This window comes from Micromonospora sp. NPDC049301 (genome assembly GCF_040678715.1).
In the GTDB taxonomy this organism is placed as follows: domain Bacteria; phylum Actinomycetota; class Actinomycetes; order Mycobacteriales; family Micromonosporaceae; genus Micromonospora.
The window spans coordinates 276,658-294,988 of record NZ_JBFAQO010000004.1; the positions used below are offsets into that span (position 1 = coordinate 276,658).

16 protein-coding genes are annotated in these 18,331 nt (G+C 72.9%); 5 read left to right on the forward strand and 11 right to left on the reverse strand.

What is annotated here, in order from left to right; genetic code table 11:
* Window positions 1-171 precede the first annotated feature (171 nt).
* From AB0K07_RS14245 to AB0K07_RS14255, 3 genes are all read left to right on the forward strand, one after another.
* On the forward strand, window positions 172-1,839 hold the full coding sequence (locus AB0K07_RS14245; RefSeq protein WP_363755007.1) for an FAD-dependent oxidoreductase: 1,668 nt from the start codon (window positions 172-174) through the stop codon (window positions 1,837-1,839).
* Window positions 1,840-1,894: 55 nt separating this feature from the next.
* Window positions 1,895-3,334: an ATP-binding protein gene (locus AB0K07_RS14250; RefSeq protein WP_363755009.1), complete on the forward strand. Its 1,440-nt coding sequence runs from the start codon at window positions 1,895-1,897 to the stop codon at window positions 3,332-3,334.
* Window positions 3,335-3,489: 155 nt separating this feature from the next.
* Complete coding sequence (locus AB0K07_RS14255; protein WP_363755590.1) at window positions 3,490-5,424, forward strand: ABC transporter ATP-binding protein; 1,935 nt, start codon at window positions 3,490-3,492, stop codon at window positions 5,422-5,424.
* Window positions 5,425-5,454: 30 nt separating this feature from the next.
* Here AB0K07_RS14255 and AB0K07_RS14260 read toward each other — a convergent pair whose 3' ends face one another.
* From AB0K07_RS14260 to AB0K07_RS14285, 6 genes are all read right to left on the reverse strand, one after another.
* The gene (locus AB0K07_RS14260) at window positions 5,455-5,970 is read right to left on the reverse strand and encodes an NUDIX domain-containing protein (protein WP_363755011.1); all 516 of its coding nucleotides are present in this window, start codon (window positions 5,968-5,970) and stop codon (window positions 5,455-5,457) included.
* A gap of 67 nt (window positions 5,971-6,037) precedes the next feature.
* Window positions 6,038-6,679, reverse strand: coding sequence for an SRPBCC family protein (locus AB0K07_RS14265; RefSeq protein ID WP_363755013.1), 642 nt, complete (start codon window positions 6,677-6,679; stop codon window positions 6,038-6,040).
* Window positions 6,679-7,044: a metalloregulator ArsR/SmtB family transcription factor gene (locus AB0K07_RS14270; RefSeq protein WP_363755015.1), complete on the reverse strand. Its 366-nt coding sequence runs from the start codon at window positions 7,042-7,044 to the stop codon at window positions 6,679-6,681. The genes AB0K07_RS14265 and AB0K07_RS14270 overlap by 1 nt, the downstream gene beginning before the upstream one ends.
* Window positions 7,045-7,071: 27 nt before the next feature.
* Window positions 7,072-9,171, reverse strand: a complete 2,100-nt coding sequence (locus AB0K07_RS14275; protein ID WP_363755017.1) for a xanthine dehydrogenase family protein molybdopterin-binding subunit — start codon at window positions 9,169-9,171, stop codon at window positions 7,072-7,074.
* The gene (locus AB0K07_RS14280) at window positions 9,168-10,163 is read right to left on the reverse strand and encodes a xanthine dehydrogenase family protein subunit M (protein WP_363755019.1); all 996 of its coding nucleotides are present in this window, start codon (window positions 10,161-10,163) and stop codon (window positions 9,168-9,170) included. The genes AB0K07_RS14275 and AB0K07_RS14280 overlap by 4 nt, the downstream gene beginning before the upstream one ends.
* Window positions 10,160-10,657, reverse strand: coding sequence for a 2Fe-2S iron-sulfur cluster-binding protein (locus AB0K07_RS14285; RefSeq protein WP_363755592.1), 498 nt, complete (start codon window positions 10,655-10,657; stop codon window positions 10,160-10,162). Before AB0K07_RS14285 ends, AB0K07_RS14280 begins: the two co-directional genes overlap by 4 nt.
* A gap of 125 nt (window positions 10,658-10,782) precedes the next feature.
* On the opposite strand from AB0K07_RS14285, the gene AB0K07_RS14290 reads away from it, so the two are divergent.
* Window positions 10,783-11,361: a nucleotidyltransferase family protein gene (locus AB0K07_RS14290; RefSeq protein WP_363755020.1), complete on the forward strand. Its 579-nt coding sequence runs from the start codon at window positions 10,783-10,785 to the stop codon at window positions 11,359-11,361.
* Window positions 11,362-11,383: 22 nt separating this feature from the next.
* Here the strand turns inward: AB0K07_RS14290 and AB0K07_RS14295 are convergent, their stop codons facing one another.
* The 5 genes from AB0K07_RS14295 to AB0K07_RS14315 form a co-directional block, all read right to left on the reverse strand.
* Window positions 11,384-12,055: a TMEM175 family protein gene (locus AB0K07_RS14295; protein WP_363755022.1), complete on the reverse strand. Its 672-nt coding sequence runs from the start codon at window positions 12,053-12,055 to the stop codon at window positions 11,384-11,386.
* A 203-nt stretch (window positions 12,056-12,258) separates the two neighbouring features.
* Window positions 12,259-13,635 carry a GH1 family beta-glucosidase gene (locus tag AB0K07_RS14300; protein WP_363755024.1) on the reverse strand — a complete coding sequence of 459 codons (1,377 nt, stop codon included), beginning with the start codon at window positions 13,633-13,635 and terminating at the stop codon, window positions 12,259-12,261.
* A 29-nt stretch (window positions 13,636-13,664) separates the two neighbouring features.
* Window positions 13,665-14,504 carry a carbohydrate ABC transporter permease gene (locus AB0K07_RS14305; RefSeq protein WP_363755026.1) on the reverse strand — a complete coding sequence of 280 codons (840 nt, stop codon included), beginning with the start codon at window positions 14,502-14,504 and terminating at the stop codon, window positions 13,665-13,667.
* Window positions 14,497-15,489, reverse strand: coding sequence for a sugar ABC transporter permease (locus AB0K07_RS14310; RefSeq protein ID WP_363755028.1), 993 nt, complete (start codon window positions 15,487-15,489; stop codon window positions 14,497-14,499). Before AB0K07_RS14310 ends, AB0K07_RS14305 begins: the two co-directional genes overlap by 8 nt.
* A 70-nt stretch (window positions 15,490-15,559) precedes the next feature.
* Complete coding sequence (locus tag AB0K07_RS14315; RefSeq protein ID WP_363755030.1) at window positions 15,560-16,861, reverse strand: sugar ABC transporter substrate-binding protein; 1,302 nt, start codon at window positions 16,859-16,861, stop codon at window positions 15,560-15,562.
* 236 nt (window positions 16,862-17,097) lie between these two features.
* On the opposite strand from AB0K07_RS14315, the gene AB0K07_RS14320 reads away from it, so the two are divergent.
* Window positions 17,098-18,297, forward strand: a complete 1,200-nt coding sequence (locus AB0K07_RS14320) for an ROK family transcriptional regulator (protein ID WP_363755032.1) — start codon at window positions 17,098-17,100, stop codon at window positions 18,295-18,297.
* The last annotated feature ends 34 nt before the right edge of the window (window positions 18,298-18,331 follow it).

Consider the following 18,331-nt stretch of genomic DNA (forward strand, 5'->3'; position numbering starts at 1 on the left):
GTTCGGCGACGCGTCCGCCATAGGCCCCCCGAGGTGTGCACGGCAGTCGGGCGGGTCGGTGTGCGGCCACCCGCGCGGCGACCCGGCTTACCCGCCCCGGCCCCGAACAACCGTGCGCCGGCGCCCGGACCGTCCCCCGCCCGGTGCGGCGGACCCCCGGCGGGTGGTTTCATGGGCGCCATGGCGAACCCGGTGATCCTGACCGTCGACGACGACCCGGTGGTGTCCCGGGCGGTGGGCCGGGACATCCGTCGCCGTTACGGCGACCGCTACCGGGTGCTGCGGGCCACCTCCGGGCCGGAGGCGCTGGACGCGCTGCGGGAGGTCAAGCTGCGCGGCGAGCAGGTGGCGCTGCTGCTGGCCGACCACCGGATGCCGGAGATGACCGGCGTCGAGTTCCTGGAGGCCGCGATGGACATCTTCCCGGCCGCACGCCGGGTGCTGCTCACCGCGTACGCGGACACCGACGCCGCGATCGAGGCGATCAACGTGGTCGACCTGGACCACTACCTGCTCAAGCCCTGGCATCCGCCGGAGGAGAAGCTGTATCCGGTGGTGGACGGCCTGCTGGAGGCGTGGGCGGTCACCCCGGACGCGGCGAGCACCGAGATCCGGGTGGTCGGGCACCGCTGGTCGGCGCCGTCGTTCAAGGTGCGCGACTTCCTGGCCCGCAACCTGGTGCCGTACCGCTGGTTGCTGACCGACGACCCGGAGGGCGCCCGGCTGCTCGACGCGGCGGGGGCCACCGAGGCGGACGTACCGCTGGTGGTGACCGCCGAGGGCAAGGCGCTCATCGCGCCGAGCGAGGCCGAGCTGGCCGGGCTGGCCGGGCTGACCGTGGTGCCGGCGTCCGACTTCTACGACCTGGTGGTGATCGGCGGCGGGCCCGCCGGCCTCGGCTCCGCGGTGTACGGCGCCTCGGAGGGGCTGCGCACCGTGCTCGTCGAGCGGCGGGCGACCGGCGGGCAGGCCGGGCAGAGCAGCCGGATCGAGAACTACCTGGGCTTCCCGGACGGCGTCTCCGGCGCGCAGCTGACCGACCGGGCCCGGCGGCAGGCGGTGAAGTTCGGCGCCGAGCTGCTCAGCGCCCGGGAGGTGGTCGGTCTGAGCGAGGCCGGCGGCGCCCGGCTGCTGCGCTTCGGCGACGGCAGCGAGATAGCCGCACACACCGTGGTGCTGGCCACCGGGGTCTCCTACCGGGTGCTCGACGCCCCCGGGCTGGCCGATTTCACCGGCCGGGGAGTGTTCTACGGCGCCGCCGCCACCGAGGCGCCGAGCTGCGTCGACCAGGACGTCTACATCGTCGGCGGGGCCAACTCGGCCGGCCAGGCAGCGGTGCACTTCTCCCGGTACGCGGCCCGGGTGCACCTGCTGATCCGGGGCGCCGACCTGACCGGCTCGATGTCGCGGTACCTGATCGACCAGTTGGAGCGCATCGACCGGATCACCGTGCACCCGCACACCGCGGTGGTCGGCAGCGCCGGGCAGGACCACCTGCAACGGCTCACCCTCTGCGACACCCGCACCGGGCAGGCCCGCGAGGTGGACACCTCCTGGCTGTTCATCTTCATCGGCGCCGAGCCGCGGACCGACTGGCTCGACGGCGTGCTGGTCCGCGACGGGCGCGGTTTCATCGTGACCGGCCCGGATCTGATCAGCGGCGGGCAGCGGCCGGCCGGCTGGTCGCTGTCGCGCGACCCGTACCACCTGGAGACCAGCCTGCCGGGGGTGTTCGCCGCCGGTGACGTGCGGGCCGAATCGGTCAAGCGGGTCGCCTCGGCCGTCGGCGAGGGCGCCATGGCCGTGTCGCTCGTGCACCGCTACCTGGAGGCCCAGTGAGCGCGAGGAGTGAGCCGGGTCTGCGAGCCCCGCAGTCGCGAGCCAAGGAGGCCCAGTGACCACCGAGTCGGATCGGCTGACGCCCGCGCAGCTGCGCACCCTGTTCCTGTTCGAGGCCCTCGACGACGGGCAGCTCGACTGGTTGGCCGAGCACGGCAGGGTCGAGCAGCGTGCGGGCGGCACCCTGGTGTACGGCGAGGGCGAGGCCGCCACCTGCTTCTTCGTGCTGCTGCGCGGCGCGGTGGCGTTGAGCCGGCAGGTGCGCGGCGACGACGTCGAGGTGAGCCGGACCGACCAGCGCGGGGTGTACGGCGGCGCCATCCAGGCGTACCTGGGAGACCAGGTCGAGCAGATCTACCGCAACAGCCTGCGGGCGGTGACCGCCTCGGACTTCTTCGTGCTGCCGGCGGAGGATTTCGCGCACGCCCTGCGGTCCTGGTTCCCGATGTCGATGCATCTGCTGGAGGGCCTGTTCTTCGGGATGCGGGACAGCCAGACCATCGTCGGCGAACGGGAGAGGCTGCTGGCGCTCGGCTCGCTGTCGGCGGGGCTGACCCATGAGCTGAACAACCCGGCCGCGGCGGCGGTGCGGGCCACCTCGGTACTGCGCGAGCGGGTCGCCGGGATGCGGCACAAGCTCGCGATGATCGCCGACGGCCGGCTGGACGGCCGGGCGCTGCACGGCCTCGTGGCGTTGCAGGAGGAGGCGGTGGCCCGGGTGGCCTCCGCGCCCAAGCTGACCCCGATGGCCACCGCCGACGCCGAGGACACGCTCACCGACTGGCTGGAGGAGCACGGGGTGGGCGGCGCCTGGGATCTGGCGCCCATCCTGGTGGGTGGCGGGCTCGACGCGGCCTGGTTGGGCAGGGTCAAGGCGGCGGTCGGCGCGGCGGACCTGGAGGCGGCGGTGCGCTGGCTCACCTACACCGTCGACACCGAGCTGCTGATGCGCGAGATCGGCGACGCGGTGACCCGGATCTCCGGGCTGGTCGGCGCCGCCAAGCAGTACTCGCAGCTGGACCGCGCGCCGCACCGGGTGGTGGACGTGCACGACCTGCTCGACGCCACGCTGGTGATGTTCAAGGGCAAGATCCCCGCCCAGGTCAAGCTGGTCCGCGAGTATGACCACAGCCTCCCGCCGGTCCCCGCGTACGCGGCCGAGCTGAACCAGGTGTGGACCAACCTGATCGACAACGCGCTGGGCGCGATGGGGGAGAAGGGCGTGCTGACCGTCCGCACCGGACGGTCCGGCGACCTGCTGGCGGTGGAGATCACCGACACCGGTCCCGGCATCCCGCCCGAGGTGCGCCCGCGCATCTTCGAGCCGTTCTTCACCACGAAGCCGGTCGGGTCGGGCACGGGGCTGGGGCTGGACATCTCGTACCGGATCGTGGTGCACAAGCACCACGGCGACATCCGGGTGGAGACCGAGCCCGGTCGGACGACCTTCCGGGTGCTGCTTCCGGTCACCGAGGGCCCGCCGGCGGCCCCCTGACCCGTCGCGGCACGCCGCCCTCCGTCGGCCGGGACCGACACGCCGTCGGCGCACTCGTGGACGCGCCGGTCACCTGAAGACACCGGCCGGTTGCGGGCAGTAGTGTCGGGCGGCGTCCGTGATCCCGCCGCCCCCGAGGAGGGCCTGTGGAGTCGATGGCCCGCCAGCGCACCGCCGCAGAGGACGACGATCAGCCGCGCGACCCTCCGATGCTGCCGGAGCTGGAGGACGCCGTCTGGATGCACCATGCGAGGGAGTTCGCCCACACCAGCTTCTGGGCGGTGGCCCGCCGGCTGCCCCGGCTGGTGCGCGAGGCGGTCGCGCTGGCGTGGGCCACCAGCCGGCGGGACACCGTCGCCTCGATCGGCCTGAACGTCGCCGCCGGAGTGATGACCACGTTCGGCCTGCTCGCCACGACCAGCGTTCTGCGCGAGCTGTTCGCCGCCGGTCCCACCCCGGACCGGATCCGCTCGGCCCTGCCGGCGCTGATCGTGGCGGCGGCGGCGGTGTCGGCGCGCGGTGGCCTGACGATCGCGGCCGGCTGGGCGCAGGCACGGTTGACCCCGCAGATCAACTACCAGGTGGAGCTGCGGCTGTTCGAGGCGACCACGGCCGTGGACCTGGCCGCGTTCGACGACCCCGGGTTCGCCGAGGAGATGGACCGGGTGCGGGACCGGGGGATGGGCGAGGCGGCGTACATCGTCGACCACACCGTCAACCTGGTCACCGGCGTCGTGGGCATGCTCGCCACCGCGGTCGCGGTGACGGTCATCGAGCCGCTGCTGCTGCCGTTCCTGCTGCTCGCGGCCGTGCCGCAGGCGGTCACCGCGGTCCGGATGGCCCGCCGGGAGTACCTGGCCATGCTGGCCCGGATCACCCGTCGACGTCGGATGTGGATGCTCGCCCATCTGATGGCCAACCGACGCACCGCCGCGGAGGTCCGCGCCTACCAGATGCGCGACTTCCTGCTGGCCGAGTACCGGGCCGTGATGGCCGTCGAGACCCGGGCCCAGTTGCGGCTGGTCCGCTCGCAGACCGGCACCCGGGTGGTAGGTGCGTCCGTCGCGGGGCTGGCGACCTTCGGGGTGTACGCGGTCCTCGGCGGCCTGCTGCTGGGCGGGATGGTCGCCCTCGCCGCGGCGGCGACCGCCATGCTCGCCCTCCAGTCCGCGCGGACCAGCCTGGGCGTGGCGGTCGTCGCCACCAACTCGCTGTACGAGGACGCCCTCTACTACCAGGACTACCGGGACTTCCTGGACCGTGCCCGGGTTCGGGTGCCGATCGGCGGTGACCGGGTGGCCGACGGCGTCGAGGCGGTCGAGTTGGACGAGGTGAGCCTGCGCTATCCGGACACCGACGCGCCGGCGGTGGACCGGGTCAGCCTGACCGTCCGGCGGGGTGAGGTGATCGCGCTGGTCGGCGAGAACGGCTCCGGCAAGACCACCCTGGCCAAGCTGATCGCGGGGCTCTACCGGCCGACCGGCGGGGTGATCCGGTGGGACGGCGTCGACGCCGCCGAGCTGGACCCGCATACCGTCGGCGCGCAGGTGGCCGTGATGACCCAGGACTGGTGGAGGTTCCCCTTCACCGCCGGGCAGAACATCCGGGTCGGGCGACACGACCGCCCGCCGGACCGACCGGGCCCCAGCGTGCAGGACGCGGCAACCGCGGCCGCCGCCCACGACATGATCGTCGGCCTGCCGCACGGCTACGACACCCTGCTCGACCGAGAGTTCAAGGACGGCCACGAACTGTCCGGCGGGCAGTGGCAGCGCCTGGTCGCGGCTCGGGGCCTCTACCGGGACGCCGCCCTGCTGATCTGTGACGAGCCGTCGGCAGCCCTGGACGCCCGCGCGGAACACGCCCTGTTCCAGCACCTGCGCCGCCGACCGGAGCGCGCGGTCGTCCTGATCACCCACCGGCTGGCCAACGTCCGGCACGCCGACCGGATCTTCGTCATGGAACGGGGTCGGCTCGTCCAGCACGGCAGCCACGACGAGCTGATGGCGGCCGGCGGCCTCTACCGCGAGTTGTTCGACCTCCAGGCCGCCGGCTACCTCGCCGGCTCCGACGGCGCGCTACCCCGTTGACCCGCCCGACGGTGGCGGGGTAGCGGGAGGTCAGGCGCCGCGGGCCGAGGTGAGGAAGTCGGCGAGCACCCGGGTGTGGGTGGAGAACGCCAGCTCGACCGGGTCGGTGAGCACCAACCACTCGGTCGCCTCCTCGGTCGGCGCCGACGGCGGCAGATCCTCCACACGCCGTTCGGGCAGCACCCCGAAGACCATCATCGTGCCGCCCGCCGGTGCGCCGTGCACCGCGAACAGCCGGGCGTCCTCGGCCGTCGCGACCAGCCCGGTCTCCTCCCGCAGCTCACGGACCAGCGCGTCGGACCACTCCTCGCCGTACTCGATGAAGCCGCCCGGCAGCGCGAGCAGCCCGCGGGCCGGCTCGATGTCCCGGCGGACCACCACCACGCCCAGGCCCCTGACGGTGCGGACCGGCAGCACCGCCACCGCGACGGGCAGCGGGTTGCGCCAGACGGTCTCGCCGCAGGCCGCGCAGACCCGGGGCCAGCCGGCCGCCGCCGGGTAGGCGGCGCCGCAGTAGGAGCAGTGTGCGTACGGCGTACCGGTCATGCCGCAGCACGTTACCCGCACCGCCGCGGCGGTTCTCCGGGCTGCGGCGGCGGTGCGGGCGCGGTGCTCAGGCGGCCGGTGCGCCGGTATAGAAGGCGGTGGTGCGCTCGGCGGCGGCCCTCGCCTCGTCGGCGTCGGTGCCGGCGGCGATGTTCGCTTCTCCCCACAGCCGGCTGCTCAGCTCCATGGCCCGCCGCCCCTCGTCGGACGCGCTCCACTCGGCGCTCTGCTCCGGGGTGACCCCGCTGCCGTCGCCCGCGAGGTGGGAGGCGAGACCGAGCAGGCCCAGGTCCCAGCCGACGCCGACGGCGCCGGGGCCGAACTGGGCCCACCGGTCCTGGTCGACGTGCGCGATGTGGTCCAGCTCGAAACGGGTCCGCTCGTCGTCGACCGGGGTGAGTCGGACCTCGATCCAACTCACCTCGCCGCCGAACTCCCAGGTGGCGGTGAAGCGGTGCGGCGGGTCGCAGCTCTCGACGGTGCCGCTGGCATTATCCTGGAGCTGGTACCGCCCGTGCAGCCGCAGGTCGCCGGAGATCGGCAGGAACCAGCGTGGGATGCGCTCGGCGTTGGTGCAGGCGTCCCAGAGATCCTCGACCGTCGCGTGGTAGGTCTGGCTGATCGTGGTCACGCGGGCCTCGCCGGCCTCCAGGGTGCGGCTGCCGACGTGGCGCTGGACGGCGTTGATCTGCTCGGTCGCGTCGAACATCAGGTGTTCCTCTCGTCGGGTGGGTTGGCGGGCCCGCGCAGCCGACGTTCGCGTCGGCCCCGGGCCAGCTCGGTGGCGAGTGCCGCCAGGGGCGGGGTCCAGAACCGGCGGAAGTGCTCCAGCCAGCCGTCGACCTCGCGCAGTGGGCGCGGGTCGACCGCGTAGAGCCGCCGGGCGCCCTCCGGCCGCACGGTGGCGAAGCCGTTGTCGCGCAGCACCTTGAGGTGCTGGGAAACGGCGGGCTGCGTGATGCCGAACTCCTCGCGGATCACCGTGCTGACCGCGCCGGCGGTCTGCTCGCCGCCGGCGAGCAGCTCCAGGATGCGGCGCCGGACCGGATCGCCCAGCACGTCGAAGGCGTGCACGAGGCATTTATATCAGCCCCACCTTATTTAAGCCAACGGTGATAGGCCGATCAGCTTGTCGAGCCGGATCGGCAGGTCGCGTATCCGTACGCCGGTGGCGTGGTGCACCGCGTTGGCGATCGCCGCCGCGGTGCCGACGATGCCGATCTCGCCGATGCCCTTCACCCCGGCCGGATTCAGCTCGCCGTCCTGCTCGTCGATCCAGTGCGCCTCGATCCGCTCCACGTCCGCGCAACCCGTGATGTGGTAGGTGGCCAGGTCGTGGTTGACCCAGTCGCCGTACCGCTCGTCGAGCACGCCCTCCTCGTGCAGCGCCATCGACAGGCCCATCGTCATGCCGCCGATGAACTGGCTGCGCGCGGTCGTCGGGTTGACCACCCGCCCGGCGGCGAAGACCCCGAGCAGCCGGTTCACCCGCACCTCGCCGGTGTCCGCGTCCACCCGCACCTCGGCGAAGTGCGCCCCGTACGCGTACCGGGGCAGCGCGCTCTGTTCCCGTACCTCGTCGGCGGTGTTCACCTCGGCGGTCACCTCGCCGTCGACCGGCACCCCGGCCGGGGTTTCCCGCAGCCGCTCCCGTAGCGCCTCACACGCGCGGATCACCGCCCAGCTCCAGGAGGAGGTGCCCATCGAGCCGCCGGCCACCCCGGCCGGTGGCAGGTCGCTGTCGCCGATCTGGATCTCCACCCGCTCCGGGGGCACCCCGAGCGCGTCGGCCGCGACCTGCCAGAGCGCCGTCCGGGCGCCGGTACCGATGTCGGTGGCGTCGATCCGGACCAGGAAACCGCCGTCGGGGCGTGCGGTGGCCGCCGCGGCGGAGGCGCGCGCCCGGGCCGGGTAGCTCGCGCCGGCCACCCCGGTGCCGATCAACCAGCGCCCGTCGGATCGGGCACGGGGCGTCGGATCCCGGTCGGCCCAGCCGAACCGGCGGGCACCCTCGCGCAGGCAGGCGACCAGGTTGCGGCTGGTGAACGGCTGTCCCAGCTCGGGGTCGACGGCCGGGTCGTTGCGGATCCGCAGCTCCACCGGGTCGATGCCGACGGCGCTCGCCAGCTCGTCCATCGCCGACTCCAGGGCGTACGCGCCGGGGCACTCGCCCGGGGCGCGCATCCAGAAGGGGGTGGGAACGTCGAGGCGGGCCAGCCGGTGCGTGGTGCACCGGTGCGGCGCGGCGTACATGCTGCGCGTGTAGACGGCGACCTGCTCGGCGAACTCCCGGATGGTCGAGGTCTGGGTGATCGAATCGTGGCAGATCGCGGTGAGCCGCCCGTCGGCGTCGGCCGCGAGCCGGACCCGCTGGATGGTGGGCGTGCGGTAGCCGACCGGCCCGAACACCTGCTGCCGGGTCAGCGCCAGCCGGACCGGCCGGTCCACCTGCCGGGCCGCCAGCGCGGCCAGCACCACGGTGGCCTTGGGGTTCCCCTTGCTGCCGAAGCCACCGCCGACGTGCTGCGTGATCACCCGGACCGACTCCCGGGGCAGCTCGAACAACTCGGCCAGGGCGGCCTGCACCGGCACGGCACCCTGGCTGGAGTCGTGCACCAGCAGCCTCCCGTCCTGCCACTGCGCGGTCGTGGCGTGCGGCTCCATCGGGTTGTTGTGGTACGCCGGTGTCCGGTACGTGGCGTCCAGCCGTACCGGCGCGGCCGCGTACCCGGCGTCGAAGTCGCCCTCTGCGGTGTCCGTCGCGTAGTTCGGGTTGACCTGGTCCGGCCGGTACAGGCCGGGGTGGTCGGCGGTGAGCACCGTGCTGTGCGGCCCGGCGTCGTAGTCGATCCGGACCAGCCGTGCGCCCTCCCGGGCCGCCTCGAGGCTGGTGGCCACCACCACGGCGATGAACTGCCCCCGGTAGTGCACCGCCGGCTCCTGCAACAGCCACAGCTCCGGCTCCGGCCCGGGCGCGAGCCGGGGTGAGTTGCCGTGGTGCAGCACGGCCAGCACGCCGGGCAGCGCGAGCGCCGGAGCCACGTCGACCCGGGTGATCCGTCCCCGGACCACCGCCGCCGGCACCGCCCAGCCGTAGGTGACGCCGTCCACCGGGTACTCCACCGCGTACCGCGCCGTGCCGGTGACCTTCTCCCGACCCTCCAACCGGGGGTACGCGCGTCCCACCGCGTCGGTGCTCATGGCGCTCGATCCCCCTGGGCCAGCTCGGTCAGGGCCCGCACCGTGATGGCCCGGGTCAGCGGCAGCTTGAAGCCGTTGTGCCGCAACGGGCGGGCGTCGGCCAACTCCGCGTCGGCGGCCCGCGCCGCGAGCTGCGGGCTGAACGGCCGCCCGCGCAGCTCCTCCTCGGCCCGGTACGCCCGCCAGGGCCGGTGCGCCACCGCCCCGTACGCCAGCCGGACGTCGCGGACCACGTCGCCGTCGAGGTCCAGCACCGCGGCCACCGAGCCGACGGCGAAGGCGAACGACGCCCGGTCGCGCACCTTGAGGTACGCCGAGCGGCGCGCGGCCGGCAGGGGTGGCAGCCGGACGGCGGTGATCAGCGCGCCCCGGACCAGCGTCGTCTCCCGTTCCGGATGCTCGCCGGGTGAGCGGTGCAGCGCCGCCAGCGGTACGTCCCGGGGACCGTCGGGCTCGTGCACCTCCACCACGGCGTCCAGCGCGGCGAGCGCGACCGCCAGGTCCGACGGGTGCGTCGCCACGCACAGGTCGGACCAGTCCAGCACGGCGAGGTCGCGGTTCTGGCCGTGCCGGGCGGCGCAACCGCTGCCCGGCTCGCGCTTGTTGCACGCCTTGCCGGTGTCCTGGAAGTAGACACAGCGGGTGCGCTGCAAGAGGTTGCCGCCGGTGGTGGCCAGGTTGCGCAGCTGCCCGGAGGCGGCGGCGAGCAGCGCGCGGGCCAGCACCGGGTAGTCCCGGCGCACGACCGGGTGGGCGGCCAGGTCGCTGTTGCGGACCGTCGCGCCGATGCGCAGCCCGCCGCCGGACAGTTCCTCGACGGCGTCCAGCGGCAGCCGCGTCACGTCCACCAGCAGGTCGGGCCGTTGCACCCCGAGCTTCATCAGGTCCACGAGGTTGGTCCCGCCGGCCAGGTACGCCGACTGCGGCTCGGCGGCCAGCACGGCGACGGCCTCGGCCACGTCCGCCGGCCGGTGGTAGCGGAACGGTCTCACCGGGTCGCCGCCGTCTCACGAACCGCCGCGACGATGTGCGGGTACGCGGCGCAGCGGCACAGGTTGCCGGCCATCCGCTCGCGGATCTCCGCGTCGGTCAGCTCGGCCGGGGCGGTGAGGTCGCCGGTGACGGCGCTGGGCCAGCCGTGCGCGACCTCGTCGAGCATGCCGCGGGCGGAACAGAGCTGCCCGGGGGTGCAGTAGCCGCACTGGAACGCGTCGTGCGCGACGAAGGCGGCCTGGAGTGGGGACAGCTCGTCCAGGCCGGCCAGCCCCTCCACGGTGACCACCGACCGGCCGTCCAGGGTCACCGCGAGGACCAGGCAGCTCTTCACCCGGCGGCCGTTCAGCAGCACGGTGCACGAGCCGCACTGGCCGTGGTCGCAGCCCTTCTTCGCCCCGGTCAGGCCGAGCCGTTCGCGCAGTGCGTCCAGCAGGGTGGTGCGGTTGTCCAGGGTCAGCTCGCGCCGCGCGTCGTTGACGTCGAACGCCACCCGGGACGAGTGCCGCTCGTCGGTGGTCGTCTCGTTCTCCGCTCCGCCCCGCACCGGCACAGACTAGCTTTACTGGTACAAATGCGGGCGAACAACTCACGACCCTCGCGCGGAAGGTGGGCCCGGTGCCGCAGCAGCCGGTGATCGCCGGGCTGCTGCTGGCCGCCGGCGCCGGCCGCCGCTACGGCCGACCGAAGGCGCTGGTCGAGCTGGCCGGGGAGCCGCTGGTGCGGCGCGGGATCCGCCTGCTGCGGGACGGCGGCTGCGCGCCGGTGCACGTGGTCCTCGGCGCGGGCGCGGACGAGGTGCCGGAGCTGCCCGGCGCGGTGCCGGTGCGCCACGACGGCTGGCCGGAGGGGCTGGGCTCGTCACTGCGCCGGGGGCTCGCCTCGCTGCCGGTCCAGGCGCCGGCGGCCGTGGTGATCCTCGTCGACCAGCCGCTGATCAGCCCGGTCGCGGTCCACCGGGTGCGTCGGGCGCACGCCGCCGGCGCCGCCGTGGCGGTCGCCACCTACGCCGGCCGGCCGGGGCATCCCGTGCTGCTGGGCCGGGCGACCTGGCCGCTGCTGGACGGGTACGCGGTCGGTGACCGGGGAGCCCGCGGCCTGCTGCGCGCCCGCCCGGACCTGGTGGTCGAGGTGCCCTGCGACGACGCCGGCTCACCGGTGGACGTGGACACCCCGGCCGACCTGCCCCGGATGTGAGCCGTCTGCGGGATCCCGACGGTCAGCGACCGGCGGTACGCCGGCGGCGCAGCCCTTCGCTGGTGAACGCGTGGTACGTCACCATGACGATGACGCCGATCAGGCCCAGCAGCGGATTGACGAACCAGCCGAGCAGGCCGGTGAGCCCGTAGAGGACCAGGCCGGTGATCGGTCGCAGTCGCTGCGTCCGCACGTACTCGGGGGTGACCCCGCGCTGAAGCAGTTCCGGGTGGTGGCGCAGGTAGCCGAAGAACACCAGCCAGGGGGCCGACATCAGGGCGGCGGCCAGCGCGTACAGGGCGACGGCGGCGCGGCGGTCGGCGGTGTCGCCGTGGGTGAACGCGGACGCCAGCACGGCGGTGGGGAACGGGATGATGACCGCGCCGAAGAGGATGCCGAGGTTGATCCAGCTCAGCGCCAGGGTGGTGCCGCGGATCAGTCGGACCAGCGCGTGGTGGTTGAGCCAGAGCACCCCGATGTAGACGAAGGACACCACGAAGGCCAGGTAGGACGCTCCCTCGTCGAGCAGCCCGGCCAGCAGCTCACCCTCGTGGTACTCCGGCACCCGCAGCTCGATGACCAGCAGCGTGATGACGATGGCGAAGACGCCGTCGCTGAACGCGGTCAACCGGTCCGTCTCGGCCATCCGTGGCCCGGTGTCGGGCTGCTCGACCTCGTCGGGTGCTGCGGACATTGCCGCAGGCTAACCGCCAGGGCGATCGCGAGTGGCCCGTTGCCCGAACGGTGCGGCGCTTCCTGCCGGGCCGCAGGGCGGGCCCTCACCAGAGAATACTGTGTATTATACCGACCGCTCTGGACTGAGCGCCGGGCGGGACCGGGGCACCCTGGGCGCCGATCGGCGCGGCCCCAGGGTGCCTCGGTCCCGCCCGCCCCCGTTCAGGCCACCGGCGTCGCGGTCCCCGTGGTGCGGGCGAGGCGCTGGTGGGCGCGGATCAGCTCGGCGTAGCGCAGGCCGCTCGCCTTCACCGTCCGGCGCTGGGTGGCGTAGTCCACGTGCACCAGCCCGAAGCGCTTGTCATAGCCGTACGCCCACTCGAAGTTGTCCAGCAGCGACCAGACGAAGTAGCCGTCCAGTGGCACACCCCGGGCCACCGCCGACGCGCAGGCCGCCAGGTGCTGCTCCAGGTGGTCGGTGCGCTCCTTGTCCTCCACGGTGCCGTCGGGGGTGACCTCGTCGGGCCACGCCGAGCCGCTCTCGGTGACGATGATCCGGCCCGGCCGGTACTCCCGGCTCACCTCGACCAGCAGTCGCTCCAGCCCCGCCGGGTACATCTCCCAACCCATCGCGGTCTCCACCGAGCCGGGCACCGGCACCTGCCGCGCGTACGGCGGCGGACCGTCCGGGTCGTCGACGACCAGCTGCCGGAAGTAGTAGTTCACCCCGAGGAAGTCGGTGGGCGTGGCGATCACCGCCAGGTCGTCGCCCCGCACCGGCGGCTCGACCCCGTACGTGGCGATCATGTCGGCGGGGTAGCCGCGCCCGTGCACCGGGTCCAGCCACCAGCGGTTGACGTGCCCGTCGGCCCGCCGGGCGGCGGCGACGTCCTCGGGCCGGTCGGTCGCCGCCTCGATCGGGCTGAGGTTGAGCACCAGCCCCACCGAGGCCGGCTTCGCGGCGTTGGCGCGGACCGCCTGGGTGGCCAGGCCGTGCCCGAGCAGCACGTGGTGCGAGGTGTGCACCGCGCGGGTCAGGTCCCGCTCGCCGGGGGCCATCAGCCCCTCCAGGTGCCCGATCCAGGACACGCAGAGCGGTTCGTTGACGGTGTTCCAGTCGGTCACCCGGTCACCGAGGCGGGCGGCGACCACGGCCGCGTAGTCGGCGAAAGCCTCGGCCGTGGAGCGCAGCGGCCAGCCGCCCCGGTCCTGCAACGCCTGCGGCAGGTCCCAGTGGTAGAGCGTGACGAACGGCCGGATGCCGTCGGCCAGCAGCGTGTCCACCAGCCGGTCGTAGAAGTCCAGCCCGGCGGCGTTGACCCGGCCGACGCCCTCGGGCATCACCCGGGGCCAGGCCACCGAGAACCGGTACGCGTCCACGCCGAGCCGGCGCAGCAGCGCCAGGTCCTCCGGCCACCGGTGGTAGTGGTCGCAGGCCACCGCGCCGGTGTCGCCGTTGTCGACGTTACCGGGGGTCGCCGAGAAGGTGTCCCAGATGGACGGCGCCCGGCCGTCGACGTCGACGGCCCCCTCGATCTGGTACGCCGCCGTGGCGACGCCCCAGAGAAAGTCGGGCGGCAGCTTGGACAGGTCCGGCACGGGTTGGTTCTCCTCTGGGATTGAATGACTCACTTGACAGCGCCGGCGGTCAGGCCGGCGACGAAGTACCGCTGCAGGGCCAGGAAACCGGCGACGACCGGGATGCTGACCACCAGCGAGGCGGCCATCACCTGGTTCCAGTAGACGTTGAACTGGGTGGAGTAGCCCTGGAGGCCGACGGCCAGGGTGCGGCTGCCCTCGTCGGTCATCACCGAGGCGAAGAGCACCTCACCCCACGCGGTCATGAACGCGTACACGGTGACCGCGACGACGCCGGGCACGGCGGCCGGCAGGATGACCCGGAACAGGATGCGCAGCGGGCCGGCCCCATCGACCTGCGCCGCCTCGTCCAGCCCCCGGGGGATCGAGTCGAAGTAGCCGACCAGCATCCAGATCGAGAACGGCAGCGAGAAGGTCAGGTACGTGATCACCAGGCCGGTGCGGCTGGCGTACAGCTCGATGCCGGTGGCGTTGCCCAGGTTGACGTAGATGAGGAAGAGCGGCAGCAGGAACAGGATGCCGGGGAACATCTGGGTGGACAGCACCGTCACCGAGAAGACCCCCCGGCCGCGGAACCGGTACCGGCTGACCGCGAACGCCGCGAAGATCGCCACCGCCACCGAACAGACCGCCGCGATGCTCGACACCACGAGGCTGTTCACCAGGTAGCGGGCCAGCGGCACGGTGCTCCACATGTCGACGAACGGTTGCAGGGTGGGCCGGCTGGGCCACCAGGTGAAGCCGTTCTGCACATCCCGCAACGGCTTCGCCGCGGACGTGACCATCACGTAGAGCGGGATGACGACGAAGAGGGTGAGCAGGGTCAGCACGATGCGCCGGCCCCAGCGCTCACCGGCGGTCTCACGCATGGTCGTCCCTCCGACGGTTGGTGATCAGCAGGTAAGCGGCCGAGACGACCAGCAGGAACAGCAGCAGCGCCACGGACATCGCCGAGCCGGAGCCGAAGTCCCAGGTCTTGAAGGAGCTGCGGTAGATGTGGATGGAGATCAGGTCGGCCTGCTCCGGCGCCGAGCCGCCGAAGAGCACGTACGGGGTGTTGAAGTCGTTGAAGGTCCACAGGAACAGCACCAGCAGCAGCACCAGGTTCACCGGCCGCAGCATGGGCAGGGTGACCGAGCGCAGCCGACGCCAGAACCCGGCGCCGTCGATCGCGGCGGCCTCGTACAGCTCGCCGGGGACGTTCTGCAGGCCGGCCATCAGGCAGAGGAACGCGAACGGCCAGTTGCGCCAGACCGAGACCAGCAGCAGCGACCAGAAACTGTTGTCGCCGATCAGCCAGAACGGCCGATCGTTGAGCAGCCCGAGCTGGTCGACCAGCACGTGGTTGACCAGGCCGGTGTCCCGCTGCAGCAGGAAGCTCCAGGTGATCACGGCGGTGTAGACCGGCAGCGCGTACGGGGTGAGGAAGAGCGCCCGCAGGATCGCCCGCCCGCGGAACGGCCGTTGCAGGACGACCGCCGCCGCGATGCCGAGCAGCCAGGCGAACCCGACCGACAGCAGGCTGTAGACGAGGGTGACCCAGAACGAGTGCAGCAGTTCCTTGCCGGCGGCGCTGTTGATGTCGAGGGTCGCCCGGTAGTTCTCGAACCCGATGAAGGGCGCGGTGGACCAGTCGCGGATGTGGAACTGGGTCAGCTCCAGCAGGCTCATCCAGACCCCGACCACCATCGGGATCACGTGGATGCCGAGTTCCAGCACGACGGCCGGGGCGAGCAGCAGGTAGGGCAGGAGCGAGCGGCGGGGGCCGCGGGGGCGGCGGGCCGGCCCCCGGGCCGGTGACCCGGCCCGGGGTTCGCGCCGGTCGGCGTCCGGCGCGGTGGTGCTGGTTGCCATCGAGGTCCTCTCGGAGGCGGTGGCCGTGGCCGGGTTCAGCACCCGACCACGGCCACCGGTGCCGCCTGGGTCAGCGCATCTTCTGCTGCGCGTCGGTCAGCTTCGCCTTCACCGACTGCTCGGTGACCGGCTTGCCGCTGGCCGCGTCGGCGAACAGCTCCTTCATCGCGGTGCCGACGAGGGTCTCGAAGGTGCTCTCCTCGGGCACCTGCGGCAGCGGGGCCGCGGTGGTGACCAGGGTCTCCTGGATCGTCTTCTGCTCGGTGGCGCTGAACGCCGGGTCGGAGGCCGCGGTCTTCACCGCCGGCAGCGAGCCGTACGTGCGGTTGAGGATGGTCTGCTCCTCGTCGCTGGTCATGAACTTCACGAAGCTCAGCGCGCCGTCACGGTTCTTGGTGTGCTTGAAGACCGCCATGTTGATCCCGGCGACCATGCTGTTGACCTTCTTGCCGCCGGCCGGCGGGTTGGCCAGGAACGGCACCGGGGCCACCCCGTACGCGTCGGCAGGCATGTTCTGCGTCTTCAGGTTCGAGCCGGCGGACTGCCACAGCAGCATGGCGGCCTTGCCGTTGGCGAAGTCGGAGACCGACTGGTTCTGCGCGTACTCGGCGTTGCTCGGGTTGGTGATCTTGTCGGCGGCCATGAAGTCGATGTAGCGCTTGATCGCCGAGACGTTCTGCGGGGTGTCGAAGGTCGGCTTGCCGGCCGAGTCGAACCACTCACCGCCGTACTGCTGGCTGAAGGTGAAGGCGTGGTGGGCGTTCTCCGACGGGTTGGCACCCTCGATCGCCAGACCCCACTTGCCGCCGGTGCTCAGCTTCTTGCCGTACTCGGCGAGCTGCTCCCAGGTGGTCGGCGGTGCGGTGATGCCGGCGTCGGCGAACGCCTTCTTGTTGTAGTACAGGCTGTACGCCATGCTGTAGAGCGGCACGGCGGCCGGCGGCTTGCCGGGGGCGCCGGCGGCGGCGAGCGCGGCGGGCACGATCCGGTCCTTGCCGCCGACGGCCTGCAGGGTGGCGTCGTCGAACTCGACCAGCGCCCCGGTGGCCTGCAACGACGCCGACCAGGTGTTGCCGATGTTCACCACGTCCGGGCCCTTGCCGGAGGCGGCGGCGGCGAGCAGTCGGTTGAGCAGGTCCGACCAGGGGACGACCTCAACGTTGACCTTGATGCCGGACTGCTTCTCGAACTTGTCCAGCTCCGGCTGGAGGATCGTCTTGTCGGCCTCCACGCTGGCGCCCTGGTTGCTGGCCCAGTAGGTGAGGGTCTTGCTCGAGCCGGCGGTGTCGTCGCCGGAGCCGCCGCCGCAGGCGGTCAGCGAGGCGGCGGCCAGTACGGCGGCGGTGAATATCCCGAGGTGTCGTCTCGACACGGTCAGCCCTTCCGGTGCGTGGTGGGGGTCCACCGACCTCCGTCGTCGATAGGGGTGTGGGCGACGGGCGGCCGGCTGCGGACGGGGTTCGGGGATGCGCCGCCGGGGGTCCGTCGGCGTTTCCCGGGAGTTACATCACGGCTTAATGAATGTCGTCATTAAAGTAGTTGACCGGTGGGTCGTCAAGCACAGGGCGGTTACAGTCGCTCGGACGACCGACGGGATCGAGGTGACGAGTGGAGCTGGCGCGAGCCACGAACCGGAGCGTCCGGCTGCGCAACAGGTCCGCCCTGCTGACGAAGCTCTTCCTCGACGCGCCGCTCACCCGGCAGGACCTGGTGCGCAGCACCGGGCTGAGCCAGCCGGCGGTGAGCAACGTCGTGGCCGACCTGATCGACGAGGGGCTGGTGGCCGAGGCTGGCGCCGCCGAGTCCGACGGTGGCCGACCCAGCATGCTGCTGCGGGTCGCACCCCGGTTCGCCTTCGTGATCGGCGTGGACGTGGGTGAGACCCGGGTCCGGGTCGAGCTGTTCGACTTCGCGATGACCCTGCTGGCCAGCGTCGAGTACCCGCTCGACCCCGCGCGCACCGAGCCCGACGTGGTGGCCGGGCACGTGCTGGCCGGCATCGACGCGGTGACCGGCCAGGCCCGGGTGGCCCACGCCGACGTGCTCGGCGTCGGCATCGGCGTCTCCGGGGTCGTCGAACAGGGCGTCCAGGCCGTCGTGCACGCCCAGGCCCTGGGCTGGGACCGGGTGCCGCTGGAGCGCCTGATCGGCGCCGGCACCGACCTGCCGCTGCACATCGACAACGGCGCGAAGACCCTCGGCCAGGCGGAGATGTGGTTCGGCGCCGGCCGGGGCGCGCGGCACGCGGTCTTCGCTCTGGTCGGCTCCGGCGTCGGCGCGGCGGTGGTGACCAACGGGGCCACCTACCGGGGCGCGTCCAGCAGCGCGGGGGAGTGGGGGCACACCACCCTTATCTACGGCGGCCGGGCCTGCCGGTGCGGCGCCCGGGGCTGCCTGGAGGCGTACGTGGGCGCCGAGGCGATCATCGACCGCTACCGGGAGGCGCGTGGGGGTCGGCCGGTGCCGGGCGACGACGAGGAGTCGCAGCTCGCCGCGCTCGTGGCCGCCGCCGGGACGTCGGACACCGCCCGGCGGGTGCTGGACGACACCGCCGGCTACCTCGGCGCCGGGGTGGCCAACCTCATCAACCTGTTCAACCCGGAGCGGGTGGTGCTGGGCGGCTGGGCGGCGATGGCGCTGGGCGACCTGCTGCCGGCCGTCCGGGAGGCCGCCGGCCGGCAGGCGCTGCGCCAGCCGTACCTGCAGGCGTCGATCGAGCTGTGCCGGCTCGGTGTGGACGCGGTGGCGTTGGGCGCGGCCACGCTGCCGATCGCCCGTTTCCTCACCGACGGCGGCGTTCGTCGCTGAGGGCAAATCGCCCAGAACAAACCTTCGGGATAAA

Bases quoted from the DNA above. Each gene is read 5' to 3' on its own strand.
- AB0K07_RS14275 (WP_363755017.1), bottom strand. From the start codon at position 9,171: ATGAGCACCGACGCGGTGGGACGCGCGTACCCCCGGTTGGAGGGTCGG.
- AB0K07_RS14310 (WP_363755028.1), bottom strand. From the start codon at position 15,489: ATGGCAACCAGCACCACCGCGCCGGACGCCGACCGGCGCGAACCCCGG.
- AB0K07_RS14255 (WP_363755590.1), top strand. From the start codon at position 3,490: ATGGCCCGCCAGCGCACCGCCGCAGAGGACGACGATCAGCCGCGCGAC.
- AB0K07_RS14295 (WP_363755022.1), bottom strand. From the start codon at position 12,055: ATGTCCGCAGCACCCGACGAGGTCGAGCAGCCCGACACCGGGCCACGG.
- AB0K07_RS14260 (WP_363755011.1), bottom strand. From the start codon at position 5,970: ATGACCGGTACGCCGTACGCACACTGCTCCTACTGCGGCGCCGCCTAC.
- AB0K07_RS14265 (WP_363755013.1), bottom strand. From the start codon at position 6,679: ATGTTCGACGCGACCGAGCAGATCAACGCCGTCCAGCGCCACGTCGGC.
- AB0K07_RS14245 (WP_363755007.1), top strand. From the start codon at position 172: ATGGGCGCCATGGCGAACCCGGTGATCCTGACCGTCGACGACGACCCG.
- AB0K07_RS14305 (WP_363755026.1), bottom strand. From the start codon at position 14,504: ATGCGTGAGACCGCCGGTGAGCGCTGGGGCCGGCGCATCGTGCTGACC.